Here is an 18,783-nt window from a genome sequence, read left to right as displayed (position 1 = left end):
ACAGGCCATATATTGTGGCTTTATTCGGATCAATATTTTATGGTTTTGATACTTTAAACAGATAAAACCTTGAGTTAATATGTATAGTGTAAAAAAGTTTTTTCCGTTAATTTTTCTGGTGTTGGTTGTTCTGGCTTCATCCTGTTCGCGGGAGCCACGGCCACCAAAGGTTAACCACATCGATGTTGATTTTGATTTAATACCGTTTTACAACGATCTGCTTTCCATACACCCGGACAGTTTTGCTTCTGAGGTGGAACGCCTTAAGTCCACTTATGGCGATTATTTATACGCTTATAGCATGGGCGTAATTGGTGCCGGCTCTCCCGATTCAGAAGACTTTGTGTCCAATATGGGCAAGTTTTTGGCCTATGAGCCCAATCAGGAGGTATTGGATTCGGTGCGTCTGGTGTTTGCTGATACCGATGCATTAAAACGTGAGCTGGAGGGTGCATTCCGGTATTATCGGCACTATTATCCCGAACGTGTAGTCCCCGATGTATATATGCACATATCAGGGTTTAACCAGAGTGTTGTGGTTGACTCAGCCTGGGTTTCGGTAAGTGTGGAGAAGTATTTGGGCAGCGAATGTGTTTTTTACGAGTGGCTCTCCATTCCGGTTTATCTCAGGCGTCGCATGTCGCCCGAGAAAGTAGTGCCGGATATCATGCGTGCCATTGCAATGAGTGAGTATGCTTTTAACGACTCCGTAAACGATGTGATGAATCACATGCTATACAATGGAAAGCTCCTCTATTTTGTGAAGCAGATGATGCCTTCGATAAATGACACACTGCTGTTTGACTACTCAAAAGAGCAGATGGCGTGGGTGCGTCATTACGAAAAAACCATGTGGTCCACCATGGTGGAACGGAAGCACCTCTTTTCAACTGACAGGATGACCATTACCCGATATACCGGCGAAAGTCCTTTCACATTCTTTTTTGGACAGGAGTCACCAGGTCGCACCGGCCATTATATTGGTTATAGAATTGTTCAGTCGTTCATGCGCCGGAATCCTGAAGTGACCTTGCCTGAGCTGATGAAGATGGATAATGGTCATGAGCTGTTCAGAGCTGCCAGATACCGACCCTGAATTGGGTTGCCAGGTTTAAAAATGCTGATTTATGAATGATAAACTCAGTTGATTATGAGAATCGGACTTTTGCAGTTTGCTCCACAGGTGGGTGAAACTGAAAAAAACATCGCCAAAATCCAAAAGTTGCTCGACCAATCACCAATTGTTGATTTGTGGGTGCTGCCTGAACTTGCCTCTTCCGGATATAATTTTGAGTCGCGCGATGAGGCTGTTCTCTGTTCGGAGTCTCTCAACAACAGTCGTTTCATCCATTTTTTAATGGAGCGGGCAACAAAAACAGGCGCCTGGTTTGTGTCGGGCATCAACGAGCGCAATGGCGACAAATTGTATAACTCGTCAGTGATGGTAAATGCCGATGGTGTTGTTGGTGTTTATCGAAAACTTCATCTTTTTAAAAACGAGAAGTATTTTTTTGAGCCGGGCAATTTGGGGTTACCCGTATTTGATACGCCATGGGGAAAAATTGGAATGCTGGTCTGTTTTGATTGGATGTTTCCCGAAGTTTGGCGCCTTTTGGCCCTTAAAGGTGCTCAACTGGTTTGTCATCCTTCCAATTTGGTACTTCCCTGGTGTCAGCAGGCTACGCCGGGATATGCTTTGACCAATCGCATTTTTGTGGCCACAACCAACCGGATTGGTCATGAGCGCGGACTCGATTTCACTGGCCGTTCTCAGTTGGTAGACCCTTATGGCAGCATCATCCTGCAAGGGAAGAAAAGGAAAAAACAGACACTGGTAGCCGATATTGACCTGGCAGAATCACTCAATAAGATTATGACTTCAGAGAATCATGCTTTTGATGACAGAAGAGGTGATGTGTATCATCTGGAGCTAAAGGTTAAGTGATTGTTATTTATCAAAACATTAAATTGCAGGCAATTATGGATGTGATTCATGGTAAAAGAGAACTGCGAAAAGCCATTGCACAAATGAAGTTGCAAATGACTGAGCTTCAGCGACAGGAAGAGAGTTTGTTTGTACAGCAGCAAATTGAAGCAACGGAGCGTTTCAGCAATGCGCAAGTGGTTTTGGCTTATTGGGCACTTGGCGATGAGGTCACTTTGTCGCCATTGATAGAGAATTGGCTCGGAAAGAAACAGTTTCTGCTGCCTGTGGTTGTTGGTAACAGCCTTGAGTTAAGGTGCCATACAGGTGTTGCATCCATGGTGCAAAGCCGCCATTATGGAATTCTTGAGCCCACCGGCTCACTGTTTCTTGAATATGAGAAAATTGACCTGGTTATAGTGCCGGGCGTTGCTTTTGATGCCGGCAAAAGACGGTTGGGACGGGGCAAAGGCTATTACGACCGGTTGTTGCCATTGTTGATTAATGCATACAAAATGGGCGTATGCTTCAGTTTTCAGATGGTTGATTTTGTGCCACATGATCATTATGACCATCCGATGGACAAAGTAATAACTGGAAACTCGTCCTTTTGATAATAAAAAACCCGCGAAATTCGCGGGTTTTTTATTATTGTTTTGCTTAAGCGGGATGAATGGCCTCGGTAGGACAAACATCTGCGCAAGTGCCGCAGTCAGTACAAGTTTCGGGATCTATTACGTAAATATCTCCTTCAGTGATAGCGTCTACAGGGCACTCATCGATGCATGAACCGCAAGCAATGCAGTCTTCATTAATAACGTATGCCATTTTTAAAACTTTTAAATGATTTTACTAAGACAAAAATATCTGCTTTTTTTATTTAAAAAAACCATTTTGCAATAAAATGGGTAATTTTTACGGGATATAAATTACGCATATCAAATCAAAGAGGCCAATAAAAAGTAAATATTTTATTCCTGAGACTTCATAAGGTTTATGGCAACCCATGCCATCAGTCCGGGTGCGGTCTTCAATGATTGTTCGTTCAGGCTAAAGGCAGGGGTGTGCAGCTCTCCAGTATTGATTCCTTCGTTTTGTTTCACGCCAAATCGGTAGAATGTGGATGGAAATGCCTCACAATAGTAGCCAAAATCCTCGGCAGTCATGCGTAAATCCATTGTTTCAACATTTTCTTCTCCCAGATACTGTTTTGCCAATGTTTCGGCTTGTTCGGTGAGGCTGGGGTTGTTATACACCATCGGGTAGCCGTCTTTTATGTCGATATCACACTCACAACCCATAGCTTGGGCGGTGGTGCGAGCCACGTGTCTGATTTTATCTTTTATGATGGCGCGCCACGTTTCATCCATGGTGCGCAGGGTGCCGGCCAGTTTTACCTTTTCAGGGATGATGTTGGTGGCTCCTTTACCCTCAATCATGCCAAATGAGAGCACTGTGGGAATGGTAGCCGGTGCAATGCGGCTAACGATTTGCTGAAGGGCAACAACTACATGGCAAGCAGCCAATACGGTATCATTAAGTGTGTGTGGCATTGCGGCATGTCCGCCTTTGCCGTGTATGGTAATGTGCACTTCATCGCCGGAGGCCATATACATACCCTGACGAAACCCCACATGCCCTGCCTGCATCTCTGGTAAAACATGCTGACCTAAAACAAATTCCGGCTTTGGGTTGTCAAGTGCACCCTCTTTGAGCATCAGCGATGCACCGCCAGGAAATTTCTCCTCGCCAGGCTGAAATATCAGAAGGATGGTGCCGTTCCAATGTGCTTTGAGTTGCTGAAGAATATCTGCAGTACCAAGCAACGAAGCAGTGTGTGCATCGTGCCCGCAGGCGTGCATCACACCCGGGTTTACCGATGCGTATGGTAAGCCTGAGTTTTCCTGTATGGGCAATGCATCCATATCAGCACGCAACGCAATTACACGGCCTTCCGGATTTGAACCGGTTAGCGTGGCAACAATTCCTGTGCCGGCATAACCATGCTTAAACGGGATTCCAAGTTGAGTCAATTTATCTGCTACGTATGCCGAAGTCTTTTGCTCTTCAAACGATAGTTCAGGATTTTGATGAAGCCACCTTCTGTTGGCTATAACATCATTAAAATTTTGCAGAGAGAGGTCTTTAATGGTTTGAAGCAGGGAAACGTTCATGTGCAGGCAGAATAAAATTATGCGTAATTGTTTCTGCAAAAATAAGGAGATGATTTTTAAGGATGCAATATCTGTCGCTCTTTTATGTTGAAATTGACGACATCTTTCAGAAAAAAGGTGCGGCAGCCCCAAATGTATACCCCTGCTCCGGGACTGCCTGCACGCTTTAATAAAACTATGAAATGTGTACTACTCGCCAAACACCAAAACAGATTATGAAAAAGCTATATGCGCTTGTGCAAATTGTTGCATTATTGCCTTGGTGTTTATGATAGTTTCAAAGATAGTATTATGCAAGCGATTTCGCAATACATTTTGACGATGGGTTGTTTTTGCACTGTGAAGCATACGTGTGCTTTGATTTTTGGTGTTGAATACGCTGTTTTGCGAAATAAAAAAGAGGCTACCCTAATTGGATAACCTCTCTTTACTTTATCAGCGTGCTATGAATTTAACCAATAGATAGTATTTTCAAAACCAGCTGCATAATTTGCCCGATTAGTTCAGGAGTGATTCCAAAACTTCGATAAGTTGTTCGCCTCTAAGTTGCTTGTTGATGATTTTTCCATCTTTGTCCAGCAACCAGGTGTTGGGAATAGACTGAACTGCATAGGTTTCAGCAGTCATGCCCATGGGATCGTGGAGGTTGGTCCAGGTAAGTGCATCTTCTGCTACAGCCTTGCGCCACTCTTCTTCGGTGCGATCCAATGACACACTGATGATTTCAAAGTTTTCGCCTCCAAAGCGCTCGTAAGCTTTTTTAAGTATTGGATTTTCCATGCGGCATGGACGACACCAGCCTGCCCAGAAATCAACGAATACATATTTGCCACGGAATGCATCCAGACTCACTTCATTTCCGTTTAGGTCGAGAAGTGTGAAACCTGGAGCTTCGTTACCCAAAGCCAAAGCAGCCTCAATGGCCATTTGTGCTTTCATTGGTTCAAGAATCTCTTTAAGCTGCTCCACATAGGGGTGATTTTTCAAGCTTTTCTCGAAGCTGGCCGCTAATTCTTCCAGTTCTTCAAACTCAAGCGCCTGAGCCATGTTGAGGGCAAGGAATGCTCCTACCACGTTGGTGTTATTGCTTTTCACAAACTCGCGGTAGTATTTTTGCTGGTCTTCTACAATCACCTGCATATCGGCCATGATGCTTTCCATAGCGGTTTCATCGCCGGTGCTTTGTGCAATAAAGAACTCTTCGCGCATCCTTTCAACTTTCTCCTGATGGGGAACCTCTTTGTTGAATTTTTCAAAGATGGTGCTGAGTTTTGAACCTTTTACCACAGCATCTTCCAGGTTTTCAGAACTTCCTGTAATGGTAATTTTTGCATTTTCAAGGAAGAATGCAACCGGCGTGCGGTTGTTCTCATAAAACAGAAGGAACAACTCAGGGTGCTCAATTTTGCCTTCAAATGTAAAAGCGCCATCGGTGAGGGGAGCAGTGTCCACATCCACAAGACCCATAGGGCCTATTTTTTTCAGGTGAACCGAGCCGGTTTTCACATCGTCCAGTTTGCCAGATAATTTGTAGCTATCAGAAGAGCAGGCAGTAAGCCATCCGATAAGTGCCAGACCAAGAATAATTTTTTTCATGCGTAATGTTTGTTTAAGTAATGATTGGGGTTCAACTTTCGCACCGTAAACAGATGTTGTAAAGCTTCTGCAGGTTTCAGAACGGTTTTATCCCGGAATATTGATTATAACTACTGACAGGTTTCCGCATGTGGAAACCGGGTCGACTATTCGTGTCACGTACATGCCCGTGTTTTATTTGTTGTTATAGATGTCCAGAAGCATTCTTGCTGCTTCAAACGAACTCAATTCATCTTTTTTTACTTTGTCCTCCAGCTCCTTTAGTTTCTCATGGATAACCGGGTTTTTATAAAAGCTGGTTTTCAGCGTTTCGTTAATGGACTCATACATCCAAAAACGAGCCTGCTCACGCCGGTTTTTGTCGAAATAGTGGTTGTTACGCACCAGGTGCACATAATCCAGTACCATATCCCATACATTTTCAATGCCAGTGGAAAGGAGGGCTGAGCAGGTTTCTACACGCGGTATCCAACCTGATCTGGTGGGTGGAAATAGGTGCAGCGCGCTGCTGTATTGTGCTTGAGCCAATTGTGCTTTTTGTATGTTTTGGCCATCGGCTTTGTTGATGACAATGCCATCGGCCATCTCCATAATTCCACGTTTTATTCCTTGCAACTCATCGCCGGCACCAGCCAGCATAAGCAGCAGAAAGAAGTCGACCATGGAATGTACCGCCGTTTCACTCTGCCCCACGCCTACTGTTTCAATAAAAATGGTGTCATAGCCGGCTGCTTCACATAGGATGATGGTTTCGCGTGTTTTTCGGGCTACACCGCCCAGTGAACCGGCCGATGGCGAAGGTCTTATGTAGGCATTTTTCATGCCTGAAAGCTGTTCCATTCGGGTTTTGTCTCCAAGGATGCTCCCCTTGGTGCGTTCACTACTTGGATCGATGGCCAGTACAGCGAGCTTGGAACCATTGTTGATAAGATGAATGCCCAATGCTTCGATAAACGTGCTTTTGCCGGCTCCGGGCACCCCGGTAATACCCAATCTTACGGATTTTCCGGAATGGGGCAGGCAAGCCAGAATTATGTCGCGGGCTAACTCCTGATGCTGGGGTAACGAACTCTCAACAAGTGTTACAGCCCGGCTAAGTATGGTGATATCGCCTGCCAGAATGCCATCCACATACTGATTTACAGTAAGGGAAGGACGTTTGCGATTCAGAAAGCGTTTCGCAGCATCCGGACTAACCGATGGGGGTTGTTCTACTCCTTTGTTCACGATGAGGCCTTTAAAGGATGGATCATTTTCTATATGTCCGTGGCCTTGACCAAAATGCATAACTTCTCTTTTTCTTGTCAACAATATACAAAGGTATATTATAATTTCACCTTTCCATTAATTTGCCGCATGAAATGGTGATTGGTTTAATGGTTAAAGCGATATGGGAATACCGACCCGGTTTTGGATTATAAAAAAAGTAGTGATTGAGGCTTAGCCGAACCACTACTCTTTAGGGTACTTTAAAGTATCTTTATTTTGTCACATTGGCCGATATTCTGAGCAGCATGGTGCTTTTCCTTGGATCGTTTGAATATACGGTGATGGACTGGTTTTGTCTGCCGTTTCTGCCACGGGTATTAAAGGTAACCGGTATGTTGGCTGTTGCTCCGGGTGCTATCACATCCCTGTCGGGCTGTGAAGCCGTGCAGCCGCAAGATGCTCTAACCCTTCGAAGTACGAGGTTTGATTTACCATTGTTGGTAACTTTAAAAGTGTGGGTTACCACATCTCCCTCTTTAACCTCGCCAAAGTCGAAACTTGTTTCGCTAAACTGAATGTCAGGCGCATTGCTGATTTGGTCAGCACTCCATTTGGAGTAATCCTCCTCGATGGTGGCACTCACACTCAGGCGCGCATCTTGTGGCTGGGTACCGTTGATGGCAACAAAAACCTGATCAACCACAAAACCCCAGTCATCAATTTTAGAGGCATCAAACACAGCTTTTATTACCCCTGCCTGTCCGGGTGCAAGAGTGGCAGGTTCAGTTTTTATGGTAATGTGAGCCGGTACCCGGCTAAAAGTGATGGTTGCCGGTTGCTGAGAGGTGTTGATGATTTCAAGTGACTCTTCCTTTTTGGAGCCGGGCTCTACTCGAGTAAAGGAGAGATGGGATGATTTCATGCGTATATCGCCCATTTCACGGGGATAGAGATCCTCGGTAGTTCTGGCGCGGGGTGTAACGCGTCCAATGATGCGAAGCGTTTCGTTGGCAGTTTCGGCATTGGATGTAACGGTGATGGTTTTATTGAAATTACCCGGACGGTTACGTGGGTCAAATGAAGCTTTAAGTGTGCCTTTACCACCCGGTTGAATGGGAGTACGTGTCCACTCAGGTGTGGTGCAACCGCAGGATGAGCGTACATTGTGAATCACCAATGGCACGCGGCCGGTATTGGTAAATTCAAACGTGTAAGCAACCACGCCTCCATCTTCCTGTACGTCGCCAAAATCGTGTATCTTTTTCTCAAAAGCAATCTCTGGCTTTGGAGCCTGAGCCTGAAGCAGGGATATCACCCCCAGAAACAACAGCAAAGTATTAAGTCTCTTCATCTCTATTTAAATGTTATATACTAATTCGTGACAATTTTGAAGCAAGCCAATTGGTTTGTAAAATCGTACATTCATTAAAAGTTAATTTACAAAGCTAAAAAAATCATCTAATAAACCGGGCACTAAGAAGGATAGGATTAATAAAACATCTCAACAATCAAATATTGGGTTTAAACCTGTTAGACTATTTGAGGCTGTAAAGGTTTATTCAACAGAAACTATGCCAGTATTGTTTATCTGTTTGTTATGTTTAGCCGGAGGTGAGTACCAGGTGACCTATGCGGCAATGGAGGCATCGTTTATGACGGCAGTAGTTTCGTTCGAGATGCACCAATGCTTGTGATTGTGCGGCATTTAGTGCCTGTATGCCATGTACCTGCCAGTTGTCGATGATTGAGTTTTGCTCGGGTTTGAGTTTCTCAAGCCAATCAACAGCTTTATGGCAAAGCGTTTCACTGCCACGTAGTTTGCCATACGCAAAGGTGATTGGGGCTAACGTGTTGATTGTGATGAGCTCTCTGGAGTTTTGGCCTATGTTTTTATCCTTTTCAGGAGATGCTGCTCCGGGACGGTAGTGGGTTAGCCAGTATGTTGATGGTTTAACATCCAGCATACTGGTTAGTTCTTTGATGTTGTTGGCTTCGATGATGCTACTCAGCGATATTTTCCCCTTATAGAGCAGATTGGCCAGTTGAACCAGCCGTATGGTTGGGAAGTTTGATGGTCTTAGTCTCAAAAATTTCCATTGGTGACTACTCATCGACTTCAAGCCATATTTGTGTGCCACATATCGATACTCTTTTTGCAACGAGGATATAAAATCATCTTCTGATAATAGTTCATCTAAAAACCCTGCTTGACCAAGCAGGATGGCTTCAAGTCTCATCCGGTTGTCAATATTTTTGAGTAGTATGCGCCAGGGTGTGTTACGGGCCATCATCTCACATGCTTCGTTGTTGATGCCGAAGCCAAAATTCCGCGATAGAAGGATGTAAAATACCTCCTCCCAATCGTTTTTTGTATGCGTCAGAAGTTGACCGATGGCTTCGGTTTTTTGCTCCATTTTTTCCACCATCATCCGCTCAATCCAGTTCTGTGTCTCAAAAGTTGAGAGTTTTTTTAAATGGCTGGCACATGGAATCCACGAAGTGTTTGCCTCAAGCTCGCGATATTTTGTGCACACCGAACTGTTGATTGGCATAATCCAAACCGGGACTTCATTGCCCGATGCTGTAACTGTTTCTGAATCGTGTTGATTCACCACATGAAGGATCACATTGTCATAGCTTTTGTCCTGATGATGGCCATGCCTTATCCAATCCGACGACTTGTTGTGAATCTCCACATTTCCGGCCCAAAGGGTGTCACCAATTTTAATCTTGGCATTGAAAAAATCGGGGCCGGCATCTTTGTTGTGTAAGCCCGGATGGATTATTTCAAGCCTTTCACCAGACGTTGTGACATAAATTTCAGGTGCGTACAGCTTGTATTTCCAGATGTAATGCAGGAACTCTTCTTTCATGGGTTTAGGGTTTATTGCCTTGGTTGGTTAGTAGTACAATTTATGAATTTCCTGTTTTATTGCAAATTATCTGATTACACACATTTCCGAATCTCATATCTATTCATCTAATTCTGAACATTCTTATTAAAAGTTCTGTTTTCTATTATTAGTATCATTTGTATGACATTCTTCATATTTCAAGCCAAAGGTTTTTATAATATTTGTAAGTTAAGCTTATTATGTGTATTTGTGAGCCTTTTATGTGTTCAGAAACAGACGGGAGAATATCTTAAAGCATTGATGATGAGGTTTTTGTAGTGGAAAAAATATGATTTAAATTCGAAATAAATGAGAAAGATTGCAGGTTTTATTTTAACATTGATTGTTATGGCTTCATGTGCCGGACCGGGTTCAGATAAGAATCCGTTTTTTACATCTTACGACACGCCATTTGGGGTGCCGCCATTTGATTTGATAAAAAATGAGCACTTCGTGCCGGCTTTCGAAGAGGGCATTCGCCAGCAGGAAGCTGAAATTGAGGCCATCGTTTCAAACAGTGAGGCTCCTACTTTTGACAATACCATTGCGGCGCTTGATTATAGCGGCGATTTGTTATCGCGTGTGAGTTCTGTGTTTTACAACTATAACTCATCCAACACATCGGATGAAATTCAGGCCATTGCGCAGGAAGTTGCACCAAAACTATCGGCTCACAGAGACAATATCAGTTTGAATGCCAAATTGTTTGAGCGCATTCAGAGTGTGTATGACAATCAGGATTCATTTGGTCTTAACGAGGAGCAAAAGATGCTTCTGAAGGAGACCTATGAAGGTTTTGTGCGCAGCGGTGCGGCCCTGCCCGCCGAGAAACAGGAGCGTTTCCGTGAAATTAACCAGGAGCTGTCTCTGCTGACGCTTAAGTTCGGGCAAAATGTATTGGCCGATGTGAATAACTTCAAACTCTTTATTGAGGACGAAGCAGATTTATCTGGTCTGCCACAATCGGTTATTGATGCAGCAGCCGAAGCGGCCACCCGCGACAATCAGGAAGGTAAATGGCTCTTTACGTTGCACAATCCAAGTGTGATGCCTTTCCTTACTTACGCCGATAACCGTGAATTGCGCGAAAAAATGAACCGTGCCTACGTGTTACGTGGAAATAACGACAATGAGAACAACAACCAGGAGATTATCAACCGTTTGACTGAGTTGCGCCTGGAGCGCTCTCAAATGCTTGGCTTTAGCAGTTTTGCAGAGTTTGCGCTCGAAAACCGCATGGCCGGTAACATCGAAACCGTTGAGACTTTCCTGAAACAACTTTGGGATGCTGCTTTGCCCATTGCCCGTGAAGAGGCTTCGGAGTTGCAGAAAATGATTGACAGCGAGGGTGGTAACTATAAACTCTCATATTGGGATTGGCGTTACTATTCTGAGAAGGTGCGCAAAGCCAAGTACGACCTCGATGAGTCGGAAATTCGTCAGTATTTTGAAGTTAACAACGTGCGTGACGGCATTTTCATGCTGGTAGAGAAACTGTGGGGCTTGCAATTTGTTGAGCGTCCCGATGTGCCGGTTTATCATGCCGATGCCACCGCCTGGGAAGTGCTCGAAGCCGATGGCACACATATAGGTATTCTTTACATGGACATGCACCCGCGTGCCAGCAAGCGTGGCGGCGCCTGGATGAGTAGCTACCGTAAGCAGCAAATCAATGCCAATGGCGAATATGTGCACCCCATCATCACCATTGTTTGCAACTTTACAGCTCCAAGTGCCAACCAGCCCGCGCTGTTGAGCTTTGACGAGATGACGACCTTTTTTCACGAGTTTGGCCATGCCATTCACGGGTTGTTATCCAACACAAAGTATCCCGGCCTTTCAGGTACTTCTGTGCCACGTGATTTTGTGGAGCTGCCATCTCAGGTGCTTGAGAACTGGGCCAACCACCCCGATATCCTTAAAATGTTTGCAAAACATTATGAAACAGGTGAAGTGATTCCGGATGAGCTGATTGAGCGTATCCAGAGAAGCGCCAACTTCAATCAGGGATTTGCCACTGTTGAGTTTTTGGCTTCGGCACTGCTTGATATGGATTATCATACCAAAACGGAGTTTAAGCCATTTGATGTGAATGAGTTCGAGAAGCAGGTGCAGAAGCGTTATAACATGCTCGATGAGATTTACTTTCGTCACGGTAGCACCCATTTCCAGCACATCTTCTCAGGAGGATACTCAGCAGGTTATTATAGCTATATTTGGGCTGGCGTTTTGGATGCCGATGCCTTTGAAGCATTTGTTGAAACCGGCGACCTGTTCCATCAGGAGACTGCCCGCAAGTTCCGCGACGAAATTTTGTCCAAAGGCGGCACACGCGACGCCATGGAAATGTACAAGGCATTCCGTGGTAAGGAGCCCGGCATTGAGCCGCTGCTCAAACAGCGGGGTTTGTTGCGTTAGTTCGTCAAACAGCATTTTAAGTGATATAGCCAAACCGGTATGCCTCAGGGTGTGCCGGTTTTGTTTTTTTATGATGTTTTTGTAACTTGAAACCCATATTCTAATCCAAAATAGATAACAATGAAGAAAATTGCCTTAGCCCTGCTAGGTGCGGCTCTTATTCTGAGCTGCACCCAGGAACGTCCGGATGTGATTGAGCGCCCTGTTTTTGAAGTCTGGAACAATACCACGCTTGAAATTGACAAGATTGAATTTACCGATTCAGCCACAATTATCCATTTCGATGCGTTTTTTCGCCCGCACTGGTGGATTAAAATCGTTTCCGACACCTACATTCGTGAAAGCGGTACAGATGAGCGACTGCTCATTACCCATGCCGAAGGAATTACCCTCGATCAAGAATTCTTTATGCCGGCAAGCGGAGAAACATCTTTCAAACTCTTCTTTCCACCACTGCCAAAATCTGTCACCAAAATCGATTTCATAGAGAGCGATTGTGATGACTGTTTTAAAATTTGGGGCATCAGTTTGTTGCCCGATACAAAAATCCGAATGGCACGCATCCCTGCGGCAATGCAAAAAACGGATGAGAAACCATTACCAGATATTCAATTCTCCAATGAAAAGTCTAAAATTTCGGGTACCATCTTTGGATTGCAAGATGGAATGTCCATGAAGAAGGCCGTTTTGCACTACGATAAGGTGTTAATGGCCAACTATGACAAAGTACCACTCAATATCTCTGATGATGGACGTTTTACCGTTGAACTTTCAGCAGGAATTCCTCAGGTTCAGTACATTGATTATGTAGGTCCGTTGTTTACGGTTCCTGGAAAAGAGACCCGGGTTTTTCTCGATTTAAAGCGTAAGAGCAGGTTTGAATCACGCTACAGAACCGACAAAGAGGACTCTGACTCAATTTATTATTTCACTGATAACCATGGTTTGTCAGTTGCTGATTTGCAGCAAACACAAAAAATGATGCAGATTGATTATCGGGAGTTGGCCTTGGAGGTTTCTGAGATGAATCCTTCTGAGTTGCGGGAGTTCTTTATCGCTAAGCTAGAGGAGAAGCGTCAGGAACTGGAGCAAGGTGACTATTCAGATAAACTGAAGCAATTTGTGTTGGCCCAATTCAAAGGTGAATATCTCAATATTCTGGTTTCGTATGAAGCATTTATCCGATTTGCCAAATTACAGGCTTCGGGTATTCCGCAGAATGAATGGAATAATGCTGTATTTGAAATTGAGTCGCCTGAGTTGGATTATTATTCCTTTCTGTCAGAATTTTTAGACAACTATACATTTTACCAGCCAAACATTGCACGCAACATTTCAACGCTGCGTTTTAATTCATTTTTTAGAAATCCTGATATAAAGGGGACATTAAATGAGAATTATCTCTTTTTCAGGAATACGTTGTTACCTCTGGTTGGCGACGGAAATGAGCTTTTCTTTGACATTGCGTGTGCGCAGTACTTCGCTTCTGATATTAATAATGGAAGGTTCTTTACCGAAGCCGATAAGGAGTCGTTATTCAGTTTGTTGAGTAATCCGGCGGTCGGAAATCAGTTGGTTGAGGATAATGACAGGTTATTGGCTTTGGTGGAGGCCAATAAGGCTGCCGCCGATGGCAATTTTGTGATCAATACGGTTCCCAGTCTCAGTAATGATGAGGTGTTCGAGGCAATTCTTGAACAGCACAAAGGCAAAGTTGTAGTGGTTGATTTTTGGGCTACATGGTGTGGTCCTTGTATCCATTCCATTGAGCCTCTCAAACCTGTTAAGGCGCGTTTGGCCGATGAAGATGTTGTGTTTGTATATATCACTGATGAGTCCTCGCCCTTTGGCTTGTGGAATGAGTACCTCCCTAAAATTGGCGGGCAGCATTACCGGGTGAACAATGACTTAATGGCTTATTGGCGCACGGAATTGGATTTTTCAGGTATTCCCACATTTATTATTTTTAATAAACTAGGCAATGAAATTGCCAGATTTACAGGTTTCCCCGGTGCACACACAATTGAGAATTCCATAAAGGAGGCATTGAGTTGAACATGATAGTGTTTAACGCAGAGAATAAAATCGCTGTTTTGTTCTCTGCGTATTTTTTCGTCAATCTAAATATGTTAGAGTTCATTAGGAGATAATATCTTGTTTTAATGTAATTAAGTTGTCGTTTTTACCTATTAATCCTGATTTTTTAACCTTAACAATAGTACCATGAATCGGATTCTTGTAATTGTCCTGTTAACAATTGCTATTGGTTGTAGCAAAAAAAGTGACACCCCATCGGATTACTTTATTGATTTCCGACCTCGTACCAGCAACCATTTATTTGTATCATCGGGAATGATGACTGAGAATGAGTTTAATGGTGATACATATTTTGAATTTGAAGCCTACCCAGAGTCGGGCTATACTAATGCAGAACAGTTTTTTATCGCTGTGCATACTCACAATGTAGATCTTCGCTCGATTATTACTTAGGCTGGCGGCTCCATCCCGGTTTTTGATCCTCAAATATATAACGGTAAGGAGGAGTCTGTTGTTATTTTAGAATCTCAGTTAGAATCTGATTTTCAGAATTACATAAAGGGTGGCGACGGTGATTATGCCAATCTGATACCTATTGAGTACCGGCGTGATGGTGTGGAAATACTTCGAATATATACACCGGATGTTACTTTATTTGGATTGGAAGCCGGCAGCAATCTGGTTGACCATTTTCGAATTGTAAAATTTTTCCCTGATTTCATAGCTACCTCACAAACATACCATTTGGTTTATGGCTTTTCCCAGTCAGTTAAACCGCAGAATATTGATGAATGGCTTAATCTGTCTCCTTTGTCTCCACCTTTGATCTATCTTGCCTTTAAAACAATTCCGTTCGATTTGCCTGAAACACTCACATTTGTTGTTGAAATGGTCACATCCGAAGGTAGAGAGATTGGTGACACTACCAGATTAGTCACATTTAATTGATTACTTTATGCGACTCTACTATTTATTCTCATTTATGGGGGGGTAATGTTTATTGGATTTTAAATTTAAATTAAATCTGCTTGAAGATTTTTAGATGTTAGATATTTAGACCGATGGACAAGGTAAAAATAAAGGTAGATCAATCTAATCATCTTTCTCAACTACTCTATCTGTCAAAAATCAAAAAGTCTTAGCGTTTGCATCATGTGTAGTAAGTCAATTTTAAACGTCACTTAGTATAACCCGGAGTCTTGCTATTATTGATGAACTATTAATTATTCATTAAAAAAGGCCTCACATTGTTGTGAAGCCTTTTTTAAATATGCAGTTTATGTATTAAAGATATTTTTCCAAAAGCAGTGCCATTTCGTCGCGCACTTCGGTGGCGGCAGCTCGTGCCTTTTCGGCAAAGTCTTCGCCTGCTCCGGCATAGATGATTTGGCGTGATGAGTTCACCAGCATTCCACATTCACTGTTCATGCCATTTTTGGCTACATCCTCGAGGCTTCCACCTTGTGCGCCAACGCCCGGTACCAACAAAAAGTGGTTGGGGATGATTTTGCGTATGTTGGCCAGCATTTCCGCACGGGTGGCGCCCACCACATACATCATGTTGTCGGTGTTGCCCCATTGGGCCGAGCGGCGTATTACTTTCTCAAAGAGTTTCTCCCCATTTTCGGTCACATACTGAAAATCGTCGGCGCCTTTGTTGGAAGTGAGAGCGAGCAAAATTACCCATTTGCCTACGTAGGTAAAGAAAGGCTTCACCGAATCTTCGCCCATATAAGGCGCCACCGTTACCGCATCAAAATCCATGGCATCGAAAAACGCCCTTGCATAAAGATTGGACGTGTTACCAATATCGCCGCGTTTGGCATCGGCAATGATGAACATATCGGGGTAGTTATACCGGATATAGTTAACTGTTTTCTCAAGGCTGTTCCAGCCGTTCACGCCCAAGCTCTCGTAAAACGCAAGGTTGGGTTTGTATGCCACAGCCATGTCGTGTGTGGCATCAATAATCTCCTTGTTAAAAGCGAAAACCGGGTCGGTGGTATCTAACAGGAAGCGGGGGATTTTCTGAATATCGGTATCCAGTCCCACACACAAAAAGCTTTTTTTAGCTTTAATCTGAGAAAAAAGTTCGGCTGAAGTCATTGGTATTGTTTTTGGTGTTTTATCGGTTATGATGCTGCCGGATAATTGCCCGACATCTTACATTTCGCTTTCTTTGAGTCGTTCAGCGTTCTCTTCCATCTGCAATTTATCGATTAGGCCTTGTACATCTCCATCCAACACCGCCGGAAGGTTGTAGATGGTGTAGTTGATGCGGTGGTCGGTCACACGGCCCTGCGGATAGTTGTAGGTGCGGATTTTTGCCGATCGGTCGCCCGTTGAGACCATCGTCTTACGTTTGGATGCAATCTCGTCGAGGTATTTTTGATACTCCAGGTTGTAGATGCGTGTACGGAGTTCAATCATGGCCTTGTCGAGGTTTTTGAGCTGTGATTTCTGGTCCTGACAGGTCACTACAATGCCTGTTGGGATGTGCGTCAGACGAATGGCCGAGTAGGTGGTATTTACCGACTGTCCGCCAGGACCCGATGAACAGTAGGTATCCTTGCGGATGTCTTCCTGACGGATTTGCACATCAAACTCTTCGGCTTCGGGCAATACAGCCACCGATGCTGCCGAGGTGTGCACGCGTCCCTGTGTCTCGGTTTGTGGCACGCGTTGTACGCGGTGCACGCCCGATTCATACTTCAAAATGCCATACACGCCGTTGCCCGTTACGTTGAACACCACTTCCTTATAACCACCAGATGTGCCTTCCGACACATGGGTGACGTCAACTTTCCAGCCTTTGCGCTCACAGAATTTGATGTACATGCGATATAAATCGCCGGCGAAAATAGCAGCCTCGTCGCCACCTGTACCACCGCGGATTTCTACCACCGCGTTTTTCCTGTCTTGTGGGTCAGATGGTAGCAACAATACCTTTATCTGCTCCTCCATGGCCGGCAGTTGCTCTTCCATTTGTTCGAGCTCTTCACGTGCCATTTCGCGCATCTCTTCGTCGCTCTCTTCTTTCAGAAGTTGTTTGGTGCTTTGGATGTTGTCATAAAGGTTTCTGTATTCTTTTGAAACAGCTACCAAATCCTCCAGATCTTTATACTCTTTGTTGAGTTTGATATATTTTTTGGTGTCGGAAATTACGGCCGGGTCGGTAATTTGGGTACCAATCTCTTCGAATCTAAGCCTTATTGCTTCCAGTTTTTCCAGTAATGAACTATTTATTGCCATTGTGTTTGATGATTTTATCAGTTATCAGATATTTAAAATTGTGCGGTAAACCAGTCAATCCAATGTGGTCGACTGTCGGAGTGGTAATATCCGTCACTAATAAAAGAATTCTCCAAAGCCGCTCCGGATGGTGAGCTTGGGTTTGTCAGCGGGTTCGCATCGGCCAACAATTTTGGCATCGATGTTAAATGATTTTGAGATGGCGATGATTTCATCGGCCAGTTCTGGTTTCACGTAAAGCTCCATGCGGTGTCCCATGTTAAACACCTTGTACATTTCAGCCCATGGCGTTCCGGATGCTTCATGGATGATGCGGAAGAGGGGTGGCACATCAAAGAGGTTGTCTTTGATGATGTGCAGGTTGTCAACAAAGTGGAGCACTTTGGTTTGGGCTCCGCCAGAGCAGTGCACCATTCCGTGTATGTTGTCGCGGTGGTTTTCCAGTATGGTTTTAATAACCGGGGCGTAGGTACGGGTGGGTGAGAGCACCAGTTTACCGGCATCAATGCCCAGATTTTCTATTTGCTGTGTCAGTGAGTAGTTGCCCGAATAAACCAGGTCGTCGGGTACCTGTGGGTCAAAACTTTCGGGATATTTTGTCGCGAGGTATTTCGAGAATACATCGTGGCGGGCCGAGGTAAGACCGTTACTGCCCATCCCACCGTTGTATGCATCTTCATAAGCGGCTTGCCCGTATGATGAGAGGCCAACGATTACATCGCCGGCTTCGATGCGGTGATTTGAAATGACATCGGTTCGTTTCATGCGGCAGGTCACTGTGGAATCTACAATGATGGTGCGCACCAAATCGCCCACGTCGGCAGTTTCGCCACCGGTTGAAAAGATTGAGATGCCTGAGTCGCGTAATTGCTGCAGAATCTCCTCGGTGCCATTGATGATGGCAGAAACCACTTCGCCGGGGATGAGGTTTTTATTGCGGCCAATGGTGGATGAGAGCAGTATATTATCGGTGGCACCTACGCAGAGCAGGTCGTCCACGTTCATGATGATGGCATCCTGAGCAATTCCTTTCCATACAGAGAGGTCGCCGGTCTCGCGCCAATACATGTAGGCCAACGATGATTTTGTGCCTGCACCATCGGCATGCATGATGTTGCAATAATCGGGGTCACCGGCCAGAATGTCGGGCACGATTTTGCAGAAAGCTTTGGGATATAATCCTTTATCGATGCTTTTGATGGCCTGGTGCACATCTTCTTTCGAGGCCGAAACGCCACGCCTGTTGTATCTCGAATCGGAATTCACAATGAATTGTTTG

16 protein-coding genes are annotated in these 18,783 nt (G+C 44.4%); 7 read left to right on the top strand and 9 right to left on the bottom strand.

Annotation, left to right across the window (positions count from 1 at the left end; genetic code table 11):
- The first annotated feature begins 79 nt into the window (after nt 1-79).
- From gldB to ALKIM_RS20225, 3 genes are read left to right on the top strand one after another with little or no spacing between them, the layout of a single operon-like run.
- On the top strand, nt 80-1,096 hold the full coding sequence (gene gldB / locus ALKIM_RS0104740) for a gliding motility lipoprotein GldB (protein WP_044117751.1): 1,017 nt from the start codon (nt 80-82) through the stop codon (nt 1,094-1,096).
- Nucleotides 1,097-1,150: 54 nt separating this feature from the next.
- The gene (locus tag ALKIM_RS20230; RefSeq protein WP_026473640.1) at nt 1,151-1,945 is read left to right on the top strand and encodes a nitrilase-related carbon-nitrogen hydrolase; all 795 of its coding nucleotides are present in this window, start codon (nt 1,151-1,153) and stop codon (nt 1,943-1,945) included.
- A 35-nt stretch (nt 1,946-1,980) separates the two neighbouring features.
- Nucleotides 1,981-2,538 (top strand): 5-formyltetrahydrofolate cyclo-ligase, encoded by a 558-nt coding sequence (locus ALKIM_RS20225; RefSeq protein WP_235714379.1) that lies wholly within the window; start codon nt 1,981-1,983, stop codon nt 2,536-2,538.
- Between the two features lie 46 nt (nt 2,539-2,584).
- On the opposite strand, the gene ALKIM_RS19530 is transcribed toward ALKIM_RS20225, so the two are convergent.
- From ALKIM_RS19530 to ALKIM_RS0104705, 6 genes are all read right to left on the bottom strand, one after another.
- Nucleotides 2,585-2,752 (bottom strand): DUF362 domain-containing protein, encoded by a 168-nt coding sequence (locus ALKIM_RS19530; RefSeq protein ID WP_084555805.1) that lies wholly within the window; start codon nt 2,750-2,752, stop codon nt 2,585-2,587.
- Nucleotides 2,753-2,895: 143 nt separating this feature from the next.
- Entirely contained in the window at nt 2,896-4,098 is a 1,203-nt protein-coding gene (locus ALKIM_RS0104725; RefSeq protein ID WP_044117750.1) for a M20 metallopeptidase family protein, read from the bottom strand.
- 498 nt (nt 4,099-4,596) lie between these two features.
- Complete coding sequence (locus ALKIM_RS0104720; RefSeq protein WP_026473637.1) at nt 4,597-5,694, bottom strand: TlpA disulfide reductase family protein; 1,098 nt, start codon at nt 5,692-5,694, stop codon at nt 4,597-4,599.
- Nucleotides 5,695-5,868: 174 nt separating this feature from the next.
- Nucleotides 5,869-6,981, bottom strand: a complete 1,113-nt coding sequence (gene meaB / locus ALKIM_RS0104715) for a methylmalonyl Co-A mutase-associated GTPase MeaB (protein WP_026473636.1) — start codon at nt 6,979-6,981, stop codon at nt 5,869-5,871.
- Between the two features lie 193 nt (nt 6,982-7,174).
- Nucleotides 7,175-8,254, bottom strand: a complete 1,080-nt coding sequence (locus tag ALKIM_RS0104710; protein ID WP_026473635.1) for a DUF1573 domain-containing protein — start codon at nt 8,252-8,254, stop codon at nt 7,175-7,177.
- A 250-nt stretch (nt 8,255-8,504) separates the two neighbouring features.
- Nucleotides 8,505-9,776 carry a DUF2851 family protein gene (locus ALKIM_RS0104705; RefSeq protein WP_026473634.1) on the bottom strand — a complete coding sequence of 424 codons (1,272 nt, stop codon included), beginning with the start codon at nt 9,774-9,776 and terminating at the stop codon, nt 8,505-8,507.
- Between the two features lie 330 nt (nt 9,777-10,106).
- Between ALKIM_RS0104705 and ALKIM_RS0104700 the strand changes: the two genes are divergently transcribed.
- The 4 genes from ALKIM_RS0104700 (at nt 10,107) to ALKIM_RS0104685 (ending at nt 15,200) form a co-directional block, all read left to right on the top strand.
- Complete coding sequence (locus ALKIM_RS0104700) at nt 10,107-12,215, top strand: M3 family metallopeptidase (protein ID WP_026473633.1); 2,109 nt, start codon at nt 10,107-10,109, stop codon at nt 12,213-12,215.
- A gap of 120 nt (nt 12,216-12,335) precedes the next feature.
- Nucleotides 12,336-14,270: a TlpA family protein disulfide reductase gene (locus ALKIM_RS0104695; RefSeq protein ID WP_026473632.1), complete on the top strand. Its 1,935-nt coding sequence runs from the start codon at nt 12,336-12,338 to the stop codon at nt 14,268-14,270.
- 168 nt (nt 14,271-14,438) lie between these two features.
- Complete coding sequence (locus ALKIM_RS0104690) at nt 14,439-14,705, top strand: hypothetical protein (protein ID WP_026473631.1); 267 nt, start codon at nt 14,439-14,441, stop codon at nt 14,703-14,705.
- Between the two features lie 162 nt (nt 14,706-14,867).
- Nucleotides 14,868-15,200, top strand: coding sequence for a hypothetical protein (locus ALKIM_RS0104685; protein ID WP_026473630.1), 333 nt, complete (start codon nt 14,868-14,870; stop codon nt 15,198-15,200).
- Between the two features lie 336 nt (nt 15,201-15,536).
- Here the strand turns inward: ALKIM_RS0104685 and pyrF are convergent, their stop codons facing one another.
- The 3 genes from pyrF to ALKIM_RS0104670 all read right to left on the bottom strand — a co-directional run bounded on the left by pyrF (nt 15,537) and on the right by ALKIM_RS0104670 (nt 18,770).
- A complete protein-coding gene (gene pyrF, locus ALKIM_RS0104680) occupies nt 15,537-16,358 on the bottom strand; it encodes an orotidine-5'-phosphate decarboxylase (RefSeq protein WP_026473629.1) in 822 nt (273 codons plus the stop codon).
- A gap of 57 nt (nt 16,359-16,415) precedes the next feature.
- On the bottom strand, nt 16,416-17,504 hold the full coding sequence (gene prfA / locus ALKIM_RS0104675; protein WP_026473628.1) for a peptide chain release factor 1: 1,089 nt from the start codon (nt 17,502-17,504) through the stop codon (nt 16,416-16,418).
- Nucleotides 17,505-17,600: 96 nt separating this feature from the next.
- Nucleotides 17,601-18,770 (bottom strand): AIR synthase related protein, encoded by a 1,170-nt coding sequence (locus ALKIM_RS0104670; RefSeq protein WP_026473627.1) that lies wholly within the window; start codon nt 18,768-18,770, stop codon nt 17,601-17,603.
- Nucleotides 18,771-18,783 lie beyond the last annotated feature (13 nt).

It is taken from the genome of Alkaliflexus imshenetskii DSM 15055 (genome assembly GCF_000517065.1).
Lineage (GTDB): Bacteria > Bacteroidota > Bacteroidia > Bacteroidales > Marinilabiliaceae > Alkaliflexus > Alkaliflexus imshenetskii.
The sequence above is the reverse complement of the archived record's forward strand: the minus strand, read 5'-3'. Positions and strand labels throughout refer to the sequence as shown.

Coding starts and splice junctions, on each gene's coding strand:
- ALKIM_RS0104720 (WP_026473637.1), bottom strand. CDS start 5,694: ATGAAAAAAATTATTCTTGGTCTGGCACTTATCGGATGGCTTACTGCC.
- prfA (WP_026473628.1), bottom strand. CDS start 17,504: ATGGCAATAAATAGTTCATTACTGGAAAAACTGGAAGCAATAAGGCTT.
- ALKIM_RS0104710 (WP_026473635.1), bottom strand. CDS start 8,254: ATGAAGAGACTTAATACTTTGCTGTTGTTTCTGGGGGTGATATCCCTG.
- gldB (WP_044117751.1), top strand. CDS start 80: ATGTATAGTGTAAAAAAGTTTTTTCCGTTAATTTTTCTGGTGTTGGTT.
- ALKIM_RS0104705 (WP_026473634.1), bottom strand. CDS start 9,776: ATGAAAGAAGAGTTCCTGCATTACATCTGGAAATACAAGCTGTACGCA.
- meaB (WP_026473636.1), bottom strand. CDS start 6,981: ATGCATTTTGGTCAAGGCCACGGACATATAGAAAATGATCCATCCTTT.
- ALKIM_RS0104690 (WP_026473631.1), top strand. CDS start 14,439: ATGAATCGGATTCTTGTAATTGTCCTGTTAACAATTGCTATTGGTTGT.
- ALKIM_RS19530 (WP_084555805.1), bottom strand. CDS start 2,752: ATGGCATACGTTATTAATGAAGACTGCATTGCTTGCGGTTCATGCATC.
- ALKIM_RS20230 (WP_026473640.1), top strand. CDS start 1,151: ATGAGAATCGGACTTTTGCAGTTTGCTCCACAGGTGGGTGAAACTGAA.
- ALKIM_RS0104695 (WP_026473632.1), top strand. CDS start 12,336: ATGAAGAAAATTGCCTTAGCCCTGCTAGGTGCGGCTCTTATTCTGAGC.
- ALKIM_RS20225 (WP_235714379.1), top strand. CDS start 1,981: ATGGATGTGATTCATGGTAAAAGAGAACTGCGAAAAGCCATTGCACAA.
- ALKIM_RS0104725 (WP_044117750.1), bottom strand. CDS start 4,098: ATGAACGTTTCCCTGCTTCAAACCATTAAAGACCTCTCTCTGCAAAAT.
- ALKIM_RS0104700 (WP_026473633.1), top strand. CDS start 10,107: ATGAGAAAGATTGCAGGTTTTATTTTAACATTGATTGTTATGGCTTCA.
- pyrF (WP_026473629.1), bottom strand. CDS start 16,358: ATGACTTCAGCCGAACTTTTTTCTCAGATTAAAGCTAAAAAAAGCTTT.